Origin of the sequence: Pseudomonas granadensis (assembly GCF_900105485.1) — a bacterium.
Taxonomy (GTDB): Bacteria; Pseudomonadota; Gammaproteobacteria; order Pseudomonadales; family Pseudomonadaceae; genus Aquipseudomonas; species Aquipseudomonas granadensis.
Window position 1 is genome coordinate 5,637,497 of sequence record NZ_LT629778.1, and the last position, 14,844, is coordinate 5,652,340.

At 60.3% G+C, this 14,844-nt stretch carries 12 protein-coding genes and 1 pseudogene; 12 read left to right on the plus strand and 1 reads right to left on the minus strand.

The genetic code is table 11. The features are described from left to right. The first annotated feature begins 386 nt into the window (after positions 1–386). The 12 genes and pseudogenes from BLU52_RS25210 to BLU52_RS25265 all read left to right on the plus strand — a co-directional run bounded on the left by BLU52_RS25210 (position 387) and on the right by BLU52_RS25265 (position 13,401). A complete protein-coding gene (locus tag BLU52_RS25210; protein ID WP_090287900.1) occupies positions 387–1,694 on the plus strand; it encodes a CitMHS family transporter in 1,308 nt (435 codons plus the stop codon). 85 nt (positions 1,695–1,779) lie between these two features. Further along, positions 1,780–2,529: a TerC family protein gene (locus BLU52_RS25215; protein WP_090287902.1), complete on the plus strand. Its 750-nt coding sequence runs from the start codon at positions 1,780–1,782 to the stop codon at positions 2,527–2,529. Positions 2,530–2,791: 262 nt separating this feature from the next. Next, positions 2,792–3,287 (plus strand): annotated as a pseudogene (locus BLU52_RS25220) (PAAR domain-containing protein). Between the two features lie 17 nt (positions 3,288–3,304). Then, on the plus strand, positions 3,305–4,462 hold the full coding sequence (locus tag BLU52_RS25225) for a DUF2515 family protein (protein WP_090287904.1): 1,158 nt from the start codon (positions 3,305–3,307) through the stop codon (positions 4,460–4,462). Next, positions 4,459–5,097, plus strand: coding sequence for a hypothetical protein (locus BLU52_RS25230; protein ID WP_231987993.1), 639 nt, complete (start codon positions 4,459–4,461; stop codon positions 5,095–5,097). Before BLU52_RS25225 ends, BLU52_RS25230 begins: the two co-directional genes overlap by 4 nt. A 300-nt stretch (positions 5,098–5,397) precedes the next feature. Then, positions 5,398–7,056 (plus strand): Na/Pi cotransporter family protein, encoded by a 1,659-nt coding sequence (locus tag BLU52_RS25235; protein ID WP_090287905.1) that lies wholly within the window; start codon positions 5,398–5,400, stop codon positions 7,054–7,056. A 168-nt stretch (positions 7,057–7,224) separates the two neighbouring features. Continuing rightward, positions 7,225–8,616 carry a M16 family metallopeptidase gene (locus BLU52_RS25240; RefSeq protein ID WP_090287906.1) on the plus strand — a complete coding sequence of 464 codons (1,392 nt, stop codon included), beginning with the start codon at positions 7,225–7,227 and terminating at the stop codon, positions 8,614–8,616. Positions 8,617–8,809: 193 nt separating this feature from the next. Further along, complete coding sequence (locus tag BLU52_RS25245) at positions 8,810–9,838, plus strand: DUF5924 family protein (protein ID WP_090287908.1); 1,029 nt, start codon at positions 8,810–8,812, stop codon at positions 9,836–9,838. Positions 9,839–9,892: 54 nt separating this feature from the next. Then, on the plus strand, positions 9,893–11,041 hold the full coding sequence (locus BLU52_RS25250; RefSeq protein ID WP_090287910.1) for an ABC transporter permease: 1,149 nt from the start codon (positions 9,893–9,895) through the stop codon (positions 11,039–11,041). Continuing rightward, positions 11,038–11,841 (plus strand): ABC transporter ATP-binding protein, encoded by an 804-nt coding sequence (locus BLU52_RS25255; RefSeq protein ID WP_090287912.1) that lies wholly within the window; start codon positions 11,038–11,040, stop codon positions 11,839–11,841. Before BLU52_RS25250 ends, BLU52_RS25255 begins: the two co-directional genes overlap by 4 nt. Position 11,842: 1 nt before the next feature. Continuing rightward, positions 11,843–12,781: an MlaD family protein gene (locus BLU52_RS25260; protein WP_090287914.1), complete on the plus strand. Its 939-nt coding sequence runs from the start codon at positions 11,843–11,845 to the stop codon at positions 12,779–12,781. After that, complete coding sequence (locus tag BLU52_RS25265; RefSeq protein WP_090287916.1) at positions 12,778–13,401, plus strand: ABC-type transport auxiliary lipoprotein family protein; 624 nt, start codon at positions 12,778–12,780, stop codon at positions 13,399–13,401. Before BLU52_RS25260 ends, BLU52_RS25265 begins: the two co-directional genes overlap by 4 nt. A 117-nt stretch (positions 13,402–13,518) precedes the next feature. Here BLU52_RS25265 and BLU52_RS25270 read toward each other — a convergent pair whose 3' ends face one another. Continuing rightward, on the minus strand, positions 13,519–14,748 hold the full coding sequence (locus BLU52_RS25270) for a nucleoside recognition domain-containing protein (protein WP_090287918.1): 1,230 nt from the start codon (positions 14,746–14,748) through the stop codon (positions 13,519–13,521). Positions 14,749–14,844 lie beyond the last annotated feature (96 nt).

The window sequence follows — 14,844 nt, forward strand, 5'->3', positions numbered from 1 at the left end:
TTGCAGCTAAAACATCAGCGGATGTGTCGGCAGTGGCAGTCGCTGCTGTGCGAGGAACAGCGCCCAAATGCCCTTCCCCCGTGTTTATTGGCTCAGAGTCAACTTCAGCGGGCGAATGACCGTTCATTCATAGCTTTGCCCAGCGAAAGGTAGCTGAAAGCTTCCCCGATTAGGATCGCCCCACTCCCGGCAACAGACCGGTTGGCCACCGCCTGCGATGACTCGCTCGCCCCGGCCCATTTAACAACAACAATTGGTGATTCTGATGTCCTCTGCAACCCGCCTCTTCGCTGTCACTCCGCCCGTACGTTTCGCGTTTGCCGTTCTGCGCTGATCGCGCCTGATCCGCTCACCCAACTCGCCGCGCTACGCCTGGAGTATTTCCCATGCTGACTTTCCTTGGCTTCGCCATGGTCATCACGTTCATGTTCCTGATCATGACCAAGCGCCTGTCTGCGCTGATCGCGCTGATCATCATCCCGATCCTGTTTGCCCTGTTCGGCGGTTTTGCGCCGAAGATCGGCCCGATGATGCTCGAAGGCATCACCAAGCTGGCGCCGACCGGCGTGATGCTGATGTTTGCCATTCTGTATTTCGCCCTGATGATCGACTCCGGCCTGTTCGACCCGGCCGTGCGCAAGATCCTCAAACTGGTCAAGGGCGACCCGCTGAAAGTTTCGGTCGGCACCGCCGTACTGGCGCTCGTCGTTTCACTCGATGGTGACGGCGCGACCACTTATATGATCTGCGTGGCCGCCATGCTGCCGCTGTACAGCCGCATCGGCATGAGCCCGCGGATCATGGCCGGTCTGATCATTCTCGCCGGTGGCGTGATGAACATGACCCCATGGGGCGGCCCGACCGCTCGTGCGGCAAGTGCGCTGCATGTCGACCCGTCGGATATCTTCGTGCCGATGATCCCGGCGATGGCCGCAGGTGTGGTGGCAATCCTGATGATTGCCTACTTCTACGGCAAGCGTGAGCGTGCGCGCCTTGGTGAGCTGCATCTGGTCGGCGACGAGATCGATCACAGCGAAATCAGCGTCTCGCAATTCCCCGATGCGCGCCGGCCGAAACTGATCTGGTTCAACGCCGCGCTGACTTTCGGCCTGATGTGCACGCTGATCGGCGGCCTGCTGCCGTTGCCGGTGCTGTTCATGGTGGCGTTCAGTATCGCGATGATCGTCAACTACCCGTGCCTGCAGATGCAGAAGGATCGCGTCGCCGCGCATTCCGGCAGCGTGCTGGCAGTGGTCGGGCTGATCTTTGCGGCCGGTATCTTCACCGGTATCCTGTCCGGCACTGGCATGGTCGATGCGATGTCGAAGAGCCTGTTGGCGGTGATTCCGGAGTTCCTCGGCCCGTACCTGGCGGTGATCACGGCGCTGGTGAGCATGCCGTTCACCTTTTTCATGTCCAACGACGCGTTCTACTATGGCGTGTTGCCGGTGTTGGCCGACGCGGCCAGTCACTATGGAATCACTGCAGTGGAAATGGCCCGTGCCTCGATCGTCGGCCAGCCCGTCCACTTGCTGAGCCCGTTGGTACCGTCGACCTATCTGTTGGTGGCGCTGGCTGGTATCGATTTCGGTGATCACCAGCGTTTCACCTTGAAATGGGCGATCCTGGTGTGTATCTGCATTCTGATTGCTGCGCTGCTGTTGGGGACTTTCCCGGTGTTCAGCACTCTATAAGCCCAAGACTCACCGATTCGGGTCCTGGCTTCGCGGTTTGAAGCCCGGACCTTTTTCGGTTTAACAATTGCTCAAAGGAATACACATGGAATGGCTGACCAACCCCGAAATCTGGGTTGCCTTCTTCACCCTGACCGCCCTGGAAATCGTCCTCGGCATCGATAACATCATCATGATCTCGATTCTGGTCAGCCGCATGCCCAAGCACATGCAGCAGCGCACCCGGATCTTCGGTCTGGCTCTGGCAATGATCACGCGGATCCTGTTGCTGCTGTCGATCACCTGGGTCATGCGCCTCACCGCCGATCTGTTCGAAGTGTTCGGCCAGGGCATTTCCGGCCGCGACCTGATCCTGTTCTTCGGTGGCCTGTTCCTGTTGTGGAAAAGCTCCCAGGAGATGTACCACGCGCTGGAAGGTGAAGAAGACAGCGACGACGCGCCTTCGGGCAAGGGCGGCAATTTTCTTTACACCATCATCCAGATTGCGATCATCGACATCGTCTTCTCGCTGGATTCGGTGATCACCGCCGTCGGCATGGTTTCCCATGTACCGGTCATGGTCGCGGCGATCATCGTGGCGGTGCTGGTGATGATGCTGGCCTCGGGCAAGATCAGCGAATTCATCGACAAGCACCCGTCGCTGAAAATGCTCGCGCTGTCGTTCCTGCTGGTGGTCGGTACCGTGCTGATCGCTGAATCGTTCGACGTGCATGTACCGAAAGGCTACGTCTACTTCGCCATGGCGTTCTCGCTGGCGGTCGAAGCGATCAACATCAAGATGCGCGGCGCGATCGCCCGCAAGAAGAAGCAGCAGGATCCGGTGAAACTGCGCTAGAACACTGCATAGCTTCACGCCTTGTAGGAGTGAGTCTGCTCGCGATGGCGGTCCGTCAGTCAACAACGATGTTGAGGCTGACGACCCTATCGCGAGCAGGCTCACTCCTACATTTGTTTCTGGGTTCAGCCATTCGATTGTGGTGCTCCCACGTTTGTCCTGTGCAGCCAGGAACGCCGTTGCTACCGGGCACAACGGTTGACGCTCAAGGCTCTGGCCGTTAGCGTCGCCTGCTCGGCTCAACGACATACAAGGAACGTTCATGTCTGGAAAACCCGCCGCGCGCGTCACGGATCCGACTACTTGCCCGATTCCAGGCCACGGTACCAACCCGATTGCCAGCGGTTCCGGCGACGTTTTCTTCAACGGCCTCGCCGCCGCTCGCCTGGGCGACAAATGCACCTGCGGCCAAGCGCTCAGCGGTGCCTTTTCGTCCACCGTGTTCATCAATGGCAAGAACGCCATGACCCTCGACAGCACCGCCAGCCATGGCGGCGTCGTTTGGCGGCTCCGGTAATGTGATCATCGGCAGCTCGCACACCCCTGCTCCGTTCGTTCCACCGTTGCCGATCATCGGCCAGCCCTTGGTCGAATTCAAAGCCGTCAGCGCTGGCAACGGCGAACCCATCGCCGAACAAGGCTATGAGATCGAAACCGCCGAAGGCCGCATTGTCAAAGGCCTGACCACTGCGCAGGGCATGACCCAGAGCGTCGCGACCCTGCAGCCCGATCTCGCCGTTGTACGCTGGACCGCCTGACCTTCAAGGACGAAACAATGACTGCACAATGCATCGCGCCAGACGACCTGGACATGAAAAAACTCTGGGACAGCACCTGTGAGCTGCCCTCCTGTAAACGCGAGACCAGCACCGCCGGCCCGAACCCGAAAACCCGCGTCGAAGTCCCGCTGCTGACCTGCAATTGCCTGTGGCGGCGCTTTCAGAAAGAAGCCGAAGAATGGGTCGCCCCCGGCGGCGTTCTCATCGCCGACCCCCAGGCCCGCAACCGCAAGATCAACGCTGCTTACGCGCAATTGTGGTTGGCGGATAACCGCTTTCAGTGGGCAGGGTTGGCGGCGTTTGCTTCGAAGCAGGTGGGGTGTGGGCTGATCCACGCCACTAAACTGCAAACCGCCATCGCTGCACAGAAGGCGGCACAGGAAAAGCTGCGAACCGCACCATCGGAAACTCTGTTTGAAGGCTTTGGGTTCAAGTTCAGCAAGACCAATCCCGAGGCAGAGCAGGAGCTGGCCAAGGCTCGGGCAGCCAACCCGATGCCGACGGAGGACATCACCTTCGGCGACAACCCACGTTCAGTGGTTCAGCAGCAACTGGACTATGTGTATGAGATGTTGGCGCTGGGTAATACGTCGCTGTTTCTCGACGTTTATCCGTTGCACCGGTTTTTTATGGTGCGGGGGTACAAGGAAATGGAGAAGTGTTTGAGAAGCCGGCGTGGCATTGAGAAGGATGTAATGTGGCCGATAGCGAATAAGGTGCAGTTTGGGATTGATGCGGGTGAGATTTACCGAACCTTTGAAGCGATTGATGCCGGTGAAATTGCCGAAAGCGTTCAACAGATGGCACGACACGAACAGTTGAATATCTTGCAGCCCGCAATGTATGAGGACACGCAATTTGCAACACTGATGCGCGGTACTCATGCGGGCAACTACGTATCCGTGGTGACTGGCATGTTCTCTGGTGTAGCAGAGGAAATTCAACTAACGCTTGCTAGTCAGTGCAAGGCTCCCGATAACAGACAAGTTTCATTTTCCAAGAATCCTATCGCTAATCTCGCGGACAGGGATCAGCGAATGGAGTTCGTGTTACGAGCTGCTGGCCAATTTGATGCTTTGCTCAAGAACCCAGCGACTCGTGCTCAACTGAAACAGTCAATTACGGATATTGCTAACGGGGGCGGAATAAAGTGACGATTATTTCGCGTCGACTGGCATTTGCCGGGACTGGGATAGCGCTCGTTATGGCGGTTGTTGTCGCCTACTCCATGTCCGGTGTCGACAGGATCTATGCTCATATTGGCAAGCCATACGCCGAAGTCGTCAAAGACTCCAGTTTCCCTGTTGAACAAAAAACAGCCATATATCCAAGTGACCCTCCCAAGGTCGACTCGACTTGGATAAGCAGCCCGGTCGTGATTACTTTTGATGATCCCGAGCATGGCTTTACCTTGCCCGAAACAATTTACGGCGCGGTGGGCTATACCAAGGGAAAAGTAGACGGCATAACGACGTCGCCAATGGTTGAATCGCTTCCCTTTGATAAGACAATTGCGCTCTTGGCCAAGCTGCAAACGATGTTCAGGAACGCCAACTGGACTCCTGAACCCGTTGAGGGAAATGATTGGATCAAATTGCAGAGTGATGATGAAAGGCGACAGCTACAAGCAAAGCTTTTTGATCAGGCGGATGGGGTCATTCTTCTGGTTCCACACAAATACAGCCTGCTGATGCACATCAAGTGCTATGCGCGATGTGATGAGCGGAATGTGAAGACGGCCAGGTATTTAATCGACGTTGGCCTGAGCAGGGACCACTTCAGCGATTGATCCTGCAAAACCACAATCCTCTAGGAGTGAGCCTGCTCGCGATAGCGGTCCGTCAGTCAACAACGATGTTGAGGCTGACGGCCCTATCGCGAGCAGGCTCACTCCTACATTTGTTTGTGCTCGATTCAGAAGGTACCGACAAACCCGTTGTTCATGACACTTTTGTTTCAATCCACGCTTTAGCTGTGCAATGCTGGCGCCGAGACCGTTCGCCAACTACAGCTTAAGTATCAAGAACGTAGAAACCGCGCGGTGCCGTCCACTTGCCCCTCTGGGGCGCTGCTATAAGAGGGGGTCTGCATGCTCACCCTGCTCAATCTTCTTTCTGCCGTGGCCCTGCTGATCTGGGGCACGCACATCGTCCGAACCGGCATTCTGCGGGTGTACGGAACCAACCTGCGGCATGTGATCGGCCAGAACATGTCGAAGAAATGGCTGGCGTTCGTCGCCGGTATTCTAGTCACGGCGATGGTGCAGAGCAGCAACGCTACGGCAATGCTGGTGACCTCTTTTGTCGGTCAGGGCCTGATGGCGTTGACGCCGGCGCTGGCAACGATGCTGGGGGCCGATGTCGGTACGGCGCTGATGGCGCGGGTGCTGACGTTTGACCTGTCGTGGCTGTCGCCGTTGCTGATTTTCCTCGGGGTGATTTTCTTCCTGTCGCGCAAACAGACGCGGCTCGGGCAGATGGGCCGGGTGTCGATCGGTCTGGGGCTGATCATTCTCGCGCTGCAACTGATTGTCGAAGCGGCGGCACCGATCACACAGGCCCAAGGGGTAAAGGTAATTTTCGCTTCGCTGACCGGCGACATTTTGCTCGACGCTCTGGTCGGCGCGTTGTTTGCGATGATTTCCTACTCCAGCCTCGCCGCCGTGCTGCTCACCGCCACCCTCGCCGGGGCCAGTGTGATCAGCCTGCCGGTGGCGATCGGTCTGGTGATCGGTGCCAACATCGGCAGCGGCATCCTCGCGTTCATGAGCACCAGCATGCAAAACGCTGCTGGCCGACAAGTGGCGCTGGGCAGCCTGTTGTACAAACTGATCGGCCTGCTGCTGATCATTCCGGTACTCGATCCGCTGGTGCACTGGATCGACAGCCTCGATTTCAGCCCGCAGGAAATGGTCATCGGCTTCCACCTGCTCTACAACACCGCGCGCTGCCTGATCCTGTTGCCGAGCGTCGGGCCGATGGCGCGGCTGTGTGCCTGGCTGCTGCCGGAGCGGCCGGAAGTCAACGGCACGGCCAAACCGCGACACCTCGACCCGACGGCGCTGGTCACGCCGAGCCTGGCGCTGGCCAATGCCGCGCGAGAAACCCTGCGCATCGGCGACCTGCTCGACAACATGCTCGACGCTACTCTCGATGTGTTGCGCGGCAAGCAAACAGCGGTGACCCAGGAAATGCGCCGGATCGCCGATGACATCGAGTCGCTGTACAGCGCCATCAAGTTGTATCTGGCGCAAATGCCACGCGAGGATCTTGGCGAGCGCGACAGTCGGCGCTGGGCCGAAATCATCGAACTGGCGATCAACCTCAAGCTCGCTGCCGACCTGATCGAACGCATGCTGCGCAAGATCCAGCAGCAGAAAACCTCCCAGCGCCGCTCGTTCTCCGAAGAAGGCCTGGAGGATCTGGCCGGGTTGCACCAGCAATTGATCGCCAACCTGCGCCTGGGGCTGTCGGTGTTCCTCAGTGGCGATCGCGAAAGCGCCCGCCAGTTGTTGCGCGAGAAACGCCGCTTTCGCGCACAGGAGCGGCGTCTGGCTCATGCGCATGTCAGCCGTTTGCAACGCAAGATCGTGCAGAGTATTGAAACCAGTTCGCTGCACCTTGAGCTGATCGCCGACATGAAGCGCTTGAACTCGCTGTTTTGCGGGAGCGCCTATGTGGTGCTGGAAACGGCGGATACCGGGGCTTTGGCGGTAGATGATATGACGGACATTACGCATTCGCCTTGAACGACTGGGGCTGGGGTCAGTCAGTTACAGTGGTTCAGCTTTCGCACCGCTATCGCCAGCAGGCTGGCTCCCACAGGTAAATGCAATTCAAATGTGGGAGCCAGCCTGCTGGCGATAGCGGTCTGTCTGACGACACGGATCTCCAAATCAGCCGTATGGAAGCCTGTTATGCGTTGCCTGTTGTTCGCCTGTCTGTTGCTCGGTTCCCTGCCCGCCCTTGCCCTGGATCGATTTCAGGTCGAAGGCTATGCGCTGCCCAACGGTTTGCAGTTGCTGCTCAAACCCGGCACCGAGCGTGGTCATGTGGCGATCCGGCTGGTGGTTGGCGTCGGTCTCGACGATTTCGATTGTGATGAAAAAGAGCTGCCGCATTTACTGGAGCATCTGCTGTTCAGCGGCATCGATGCGACCGGCGAAGGCGGACTGGAAGAACGCATGCAGGCGCTGGGCGGTGACTGGAATGCGTTCACCAGCAATGCCGACACCACGTTCGTCATCGAGGCGCCAGCGAAAAACCAGCGCAAGGTGCTCGACCTGTTGCTCGATCTGCTGACCCAGACGCGCATCGACGACAACGCGATCAACGCCGCCAAGCGCGTAGTTGAGCGCGAGGACGGTGGCCATTACACCAAACTGCGGCGGTTTCTCGATCGCCAGGATCTGGGACACTCCGCGAGCAATCAACTGGCTGTCGAGCTGGGTCTGAAATGCCCGCAACGCGCCGAGGTCGAGCACCTGACCCAGGCGCAACTGGAGCAGGTCCGCAAAGCCTGGTACGCGCCGAACAACATGACGTTGATCGTTGTTGGCGAACTCGACAAGCTGCTGCCGGCCTATCTCGAACGCACCTGGGGCGCGCTTGAGGCGGTCGACCCGAGCGAGCATCGGCCGCTGCCGGACATCCGCGCCAGCGCCGCCCATGAGCGCACCCTCACCCGCGGTTTTATCGGCGACAACGCCAAGCTGCACTGGCTGGTGCCGGAGCCGGTGCTGGACGATCAGTACGACCAGACCTTCGACATCCTCAAGGATTACCTCGACTGGGCGCTGTACCGGCAGATCCGCCTCAATCACGGTTTGTCCTACGGGCCGTGGGCCGAGCGCGAAGTGTTCGGCGGCGTCGGTTTCATGAGCCTCAACGCTGATCTGGACCGCGATGACGTCGACGAAGCGATTCAGGTGCTCGAAGACCTCAAGGCCGATCTGCTGAAGAACGGCCTCGACCCAACGACCTTCGCCCGCATCAAACAGGCCTCCATCGCCCATCAGGCCTGGGCCGTGCAGGGCAACAGCGCGATGGCCGATTATTACTGGAGCGCATTGGCCGATTACCAGGACGGCCGCTTCGCCAATCCTGCCCGCGAACTGCAAGGCGTGACGCTGGAAGCGGCGAACAAGGCCATGCGCGAGTTGCTGTTGCAGCCGGGCTATTTGCGCATCGAGAAACCGTTGATCGGTGATGATCAGGTGTTGTGGATAAGTGCCGGTGGGTTGGGTGTGGTGTTGCTTATACTGCTCGGCAGGCACGTGTATCACCGCCGAAAAACCGCCGAACACTAATCCCCTGTAGGCCTTCGCCTGCTCGCGATAGCGCCATATCGTCTGACATCAATGTTGAATGTAATTCCGCTATCGCGAGCAGGCGAAGGCCTACAGAGGTATGCGTCGATTTAAGTGAGCCCAAACTCGCCACATCGCCCGACGGACGCTACTCTGTCGAAGTATTTCCCCACTCTGTCGTGAACCGCCCCCCATGCCGAAATTACAGCTCCTGATCCAGCGCCTCCTCGAACTGATGAAGCGCTACCCCGGGGTCATTGCGCTGGGTGGTTTCATCTCCGGGGTCGGCAGTTTCATGCTGGTCGATCGCCAGCAGGGGCTGGCGAGCTGGATCACGGTGATCATGCTGTTGAGCTGGATCTGGCTGATGCTGGAAAACACCCTCACCGGGCTGTTCACGCGGATCTTCAAACGCGAAATTCCTCAGCCGCTGTTGCGTTACGCGACGCAGATGATCCATCAGGAAAGCCTGTTTTTCGTCCTGCCGTTTTTCTTCATCACCACCACCTGGAACAGCGGCCAGTTGTTTTTCACCGGCCTGCTCAGCGTCGCCGCCCTGATCTCCATCGTCGATCCGCTGTATTACAAATGGCTGGCGCCACGGCGCTGGGCGTTTCTGGCGTTGCACACTCTGACCCTGTTCGCCGCCCTGCTCACCGCGCTACCGGTGATCATGCACCTGACCACCGCGCAGAGTTTCAAATGGGCGCTGGGCATTTCCGTGTTGTTGTCGTTTCCGAGCCTGGCGTCGATCTTCCCGATCCGTACGTTGCGCAACGCCTTGGCCATTCTGTGCATTACCGTGGGCATTGGCGGTGTTGGCTGGGTGCTGCGCTCGTGGGTGCCGCCGGCGACGCTGTGGATGACCGATGTGGCGATCAGCACCACCTTGCAGGATCGCACCCCGGGCGCCAGCCTCGACACGGTCAGCGCCGAGCAGATCCGCGCCGACGGGCTCTACGCCTACACCGCGATCAACGCGCCGCGAGGCCTCGATGAGCGGATCTACCACGTCTGGCAGTTCAACGGCAAAGAGGTCGACCGCATCGCTCTCGATATCCACGGCGGGCGCAAGGAAGGTTACCGGGCGTGGACACACAAGCAGAACTTCCCCGGCAACCCGGCGGGCAAGTGGCAGGTGCGGGTGCTGACCGAGGATGGTCAACTGATCGGTGTGCTGCGTTTCGCCATCACCGACAGCACACCGGCCAAAGAAAAGTAATCCGGTTCGTGCTATTACGTAGGCTCTCGTAACAGCCGTACAAGCACGGAGCTTATGACCAGCAGCCCAACGCCCGGCAGCGCCCGCCTGGACACCTCGCTCAGCCCTGCCCGCCTGCGGGTCAGCGGCGACTGGACGCTCGCCCATTACACGGCGCTCAAGCACCTGAGCGAAAAGCTCCACGGCCAGTACGACGCCAATACCCCGATCGATCTCAACGACCTTGGCGCGCTCGACACCGCCGGCGCCTCGCTGCTGGTGGAGTTGCTCGGCGCCGAACGCCTCGGCAAATCCGCAGAACATCCCGATTGCACCCTGTCCGCCGCTGATCGTGCCTTGCTGCAGACCGTGTATTGCTCGCTGAGCGATTTCTGCGTGCCGCTCAAGGAACCGGAAATCAGCGTCAGCGTGCAATTGCTCACGCGCATCGGCCGCGCGGTCGACACCGTGTGGCAAGACACCCTGCAACTGCTCGGTTTCGTCGGCCTGATCCTTGAAACCCTGGCGCGCGGGCTGCTGCGCCCCAAGCGCTGGCGCATCACGCCGATGATCGCGCACATCGAACAGACCGGCCTCGACGCCGCGCCGATCGTGGCCTTGCTGACGTTTCTGGTCGGCGCCGTGGTGGCGTTTCTCGGCGCTACGGTGCTGGCCGGTTTTGGCGCGACGATTTTCACTGTGGACCTGGTCGGCTTCTCGTTCCTGCGCGAATTCGCAGTGCTGTTGACGGCGATTCTCATGGCCGGGCGCACCGCCAGTGCGTTCACCGCGCAGATCGGCTCGATGAAAGCCAATGAAGAAATCGATGCGATCCGCACCCTCGGCCTCGACCCGATGGAACTGCTGGTGGTGCCGCGGGTGCTGGCGATGCTGGTGGCGCTGCCGATGCTGACCTTTCTGGCGATGCTCTCGGGAATCATTGGCGGCGGCGTGGTCTGCGCGGTGTCGCTGGATATCTCGCCGGCGATGTTCCTTTCACTGCTGCAATCGGATATCGGCGTGCAGCATTTTCTGGTCGGCATGGTGAAAGCGCCGATCTTCGCCTTCCTGATCGCTGCGATCGGTTGTCTGGAAGGCTTCAAGGTCAGCGGCAGCGCCGAATCGGTCGGCGCGCACACCACTTCCAGCGTGGTCCAGTCGATTTTCGTGGTGATCGTGCTCGATGCGGTGGCTGCGCTGTTTTTCATGGAGATGGGCTGGTGAGTCGTTTACCCCGCGCGCCCTCCGAGGCGGTGATCGAAGTGTGTGGCCTGTGCAATCGCTTTGGCAGCCAGAGCGTGCATGAGAACCTCGATCTGGATGTGTACAAAGGCGAAATCCTCGCCGTGGTCGGCGGCTCCGGCACCGGCAAATCGGTGCTGCTGCGCAGCATTGTCGGGCTCAACCGGCCCAGCGAAGGTGTGGTCAAAGTGTTCGGGCAGAACCTGCCGAATCTGGCCGAACATGAACGTTCGTTGATCGAAAGGCGCTTTGGCGTGCTGTTTCAGAAAGGCGCGCTGTTTTCCTCGCTGACCGTCACCGAAAACGTTGCCCTGCCCCTCATCGAACACGCCGGCCTCAGCCGCCACGACGCCGAGCACCTGGCGGCAGTGAAACTGGCGTTGGCCGGGCTGCCGCTGTCGGCGGCGGACAAATATCCGGCGTCGCTGTCCGGCGGCATGATCAAACGCGCGGCACTGGCGCGCGCCCTGGCACTGGATCCGGACATTCTGTTTCTCGACGAACCCACCGCCGGCCTCGACCCGATTGGCGCGGCGGCTTTCGATCAGTTGATCCTGACCCTGCGCGATGCGCTCGGCCTCAGCGTATTTCTGGTGACCCACGACCTCGACACGCTCTACACCATCACCGACCGCGTGGCGGTGCTGGCGCAGAAGAAAGTGCTGGTCGCCGGACCGATCGACGAGGTCTCGGAAACCGACGACGCGTGGATTCACGAATACTTTCACGGCCCACGTGGCCGCTCGGCGCTGGACGCCGCCAAACTGCTCAACGAGGTCTGACATGGAAACCCGAGCCCATCATGTGTTGATCGGCCTGTTCACGGTGATCGTGGTGGCAGGCGCCCTGCTCTTCGGTCTGTTCCTGGCCAAGTCCAGCGTCGACACCGAGTTCAAGGATTACGAAGTGGTGTTCAACGAGGCGGTCAGCGGCCTGTCCAAGGGCAGTTCGGTGCAGTACAGCGGGATCAAGGTCGGCGACGTGGTCAGCCTGCGCCTCGACCCGCAAGACCCGCGCCGGGTGCTGGCGCGGATTCGTCTGGCGGGCGACACGCCGGTGAAGGAAGACACCCAGGCCAAACTGGCGCTGACCGGGATCACCGGCACCTCGATCATCCAGCTCAGCGGCGGCACGCCCGAGAGCCCGAAACTACGCGGGCATGACGGTCAATTGCCGACCCTCATCGCTTCGCCCTCGCCTATCTCGCGCCTGCTCAATGACAGCAGCGATTTGATGACCGGCATCAGCGCGTTGCTGCAAAACGCCAATCACATGTTCTCCGCCGAGAACGTCGAGCGTGTGAGCAAGACCCTCGCCCATCTCGAACAGACCACCGGCACCATCAACGACCAGCGTGGCGACATCAAGCAAGCCATGCAGCAACTGGCGAGCGTCGGCAAGCAGGCCGGCAGCATGCTCGAACAGACCTCGCTGCTGATGCGCAACGCCAACGGCTTGCTCAACGATCAGGGCAAGCAGGCCCTGGGCAGCGCCGAGCAGGCGATGAAGTCGCTGGAGCAAAGCAGTGTGACGATCAATGGCCTGCTCAGCAAAAACCAGAATTCGCTGGATAACGGCATGCAGGGCCTCAATGGCCTGGCGCCGGCGATCCGCGAACTGCGCGAGACGCTGACCTCGCTGCGCGCCATTTCCCAACGCCTCGAGGCCAACCCCAGCGGCTACCTGCTGGGCAGCGACAAGAACAAGGAATTCACTCCATGAAACTGACCCGAATCGCCCTCCTCGGTGCAGGCCTGACCTTGCTCGGCGCGTGCTCGATCCTGCCGCAGGCGGAACCCTCGGATGTCTATCGCCTGCCCGCCGCACCGGCCCCCGCCTCGGCCAATGCGCTGACGCAGTCGTGGTCGTTGCGGCTGAACAAATTGCAGGCCAGCGAAGCGCTGAACCGGCCGAGCATCGCGGTGATTCCACAGGGTGACGTGATCAGCAGCTACAAGGGCTCGCGCTGGAGCGATCCAGCCCCAGTGCTGCTGCGCAACCGCCTGCTCGATGGTTTTCAGCGTGACGGCCGGGTGACGTTGCTCAGCACCGATGACAGCAATTTTCAGGCGGATCTCGAACTGGGCGGCAGTTTGGAGGCATTCCAGACCGAATATCAGGGCACTCAGGCCAGCGTCGTGGTGCGCGTCGATGCGTTGCTGGTGCGCGGCTATGACCAGCGGATACTCGCCAGTCGACGCTTTGAAGAACGCCAGCCATTGAGCGCTGTGCAGGTACCCGCAGTGGTGGCCGGGTTCGGTCAGGCCAGTGATCGGCTTACGGCCAAAGTCGTGGCCTGGGCGGTCGAACAAGGCCAGAAACTGGCCCCGCAACCGCGCTGACACACCGCAATCTCTGTAGGAGTGAGCCTGCTCGCGATAGCGGTCTATCAGTCACCGATTATGGCGATTGATACACCGCTATCGCGAGCAGGCTCACTCCTACAATGGGATCTGTGTTTAGCCGAAGAACCAGTAGCAAACGGCGATAGCGCCAACCACCCCGGCAAGCTCCGCCAGCAACGCACACCCTACCGCATGCCTTGCACGCTGAATCCCCACCGCGCCGAAATACACCGCCAGCACATAGAAGGTCGTTTCGGTACTGCCCTGCACCGTCGCCGCCACCAGCGCCGGGAAACTGTCCACGCCGGAAGTCTGCATGGTTTCAATGAGCATCGCCCGCGCGGCGCTGCCGGAGAACGGTTTGACCATCGCCGTCGGCAATGCATCGACGAAGCGCGTGTCCCAACCGGCCCACTCCACCAGATGACGGATGCCGTCGAGACCGAAATCCAGCGCGCCCGATGCACGCAACACGCCCACCGCGCAAAGCATCGCCACCAGATACGGCAGCAGGTTCTTCGCCACGTCGAAGCCTTCCTTCGCGCCTTCGACAAACGCTTCGTAGACCTTGACCTTGCGCAGTGCACCAATCACCAGAAACAGCATGATCAGGCCAAACAGCGTGAGATTGCCGAGGATCGACGACAATCCTGCCAGCGCGGTAGCGGAAAGGGTGCCGAGCAAGGCCATGAAACCGCCAAGGGCGAGGGCGCCGGGGATCAGGTAGGCCAGCACCACCGGGTCCCAGATGCGCAGACGCTGCATGAATGCCACCGAGAGGAAGCCGACGATGGTCGAGCAACTGGTCGCCAGCAGGATCGGCAGGAACACCAGGGTCGGGTCGGGCGCGCCTTGCTGGGCGCGGTACATGAAGATCGTCACCGGCAGCAGGGTCAGGGAGGAGGCGTTGAGCACCAAAAACAGGATCTGTGCGTTGCTGGCGATGGTAGCGCTGGGATTGAGCTCCTGCAGCGCCTTCATGGCCTTCAGGCCGATGGGCGTCGCGGCGTTGTCGAGGCCCAGACCATTGGCGGCGAAGTTCAGGGTGATCAGGCCGAGGGCAGGGTGGCCGCGTGGGACTTCCGGCATCAGCCGCAGAAACAGCGGCCCGAGCACTTTAGCCAGCCATTCGACAATCCCGGCCTTCTCGGCGATGCGCAGAAAACCCAGCCAGAGGGTGAGGGTGCCGAACAGCAGCACCATGACTTCGACCGAAAGCTTGGCCATGGCGAAAATACTTTCCACCATCGCCGCGAAGATCCCGGCGTTGCCGCCGATCAGCCACTGCGCCAGCGCCGACACGGCTGCCACGATGAAGAAGCCAAGCCACAGGCCATTAAGCATCAGTCAAATCCCCCAAAGAATGCCGCGAATGATAGCGGGGTGGCCAGAAACGACAAACCCCGGATTGCTCCGGGGTTCGTATGGCTGATGCGGTCC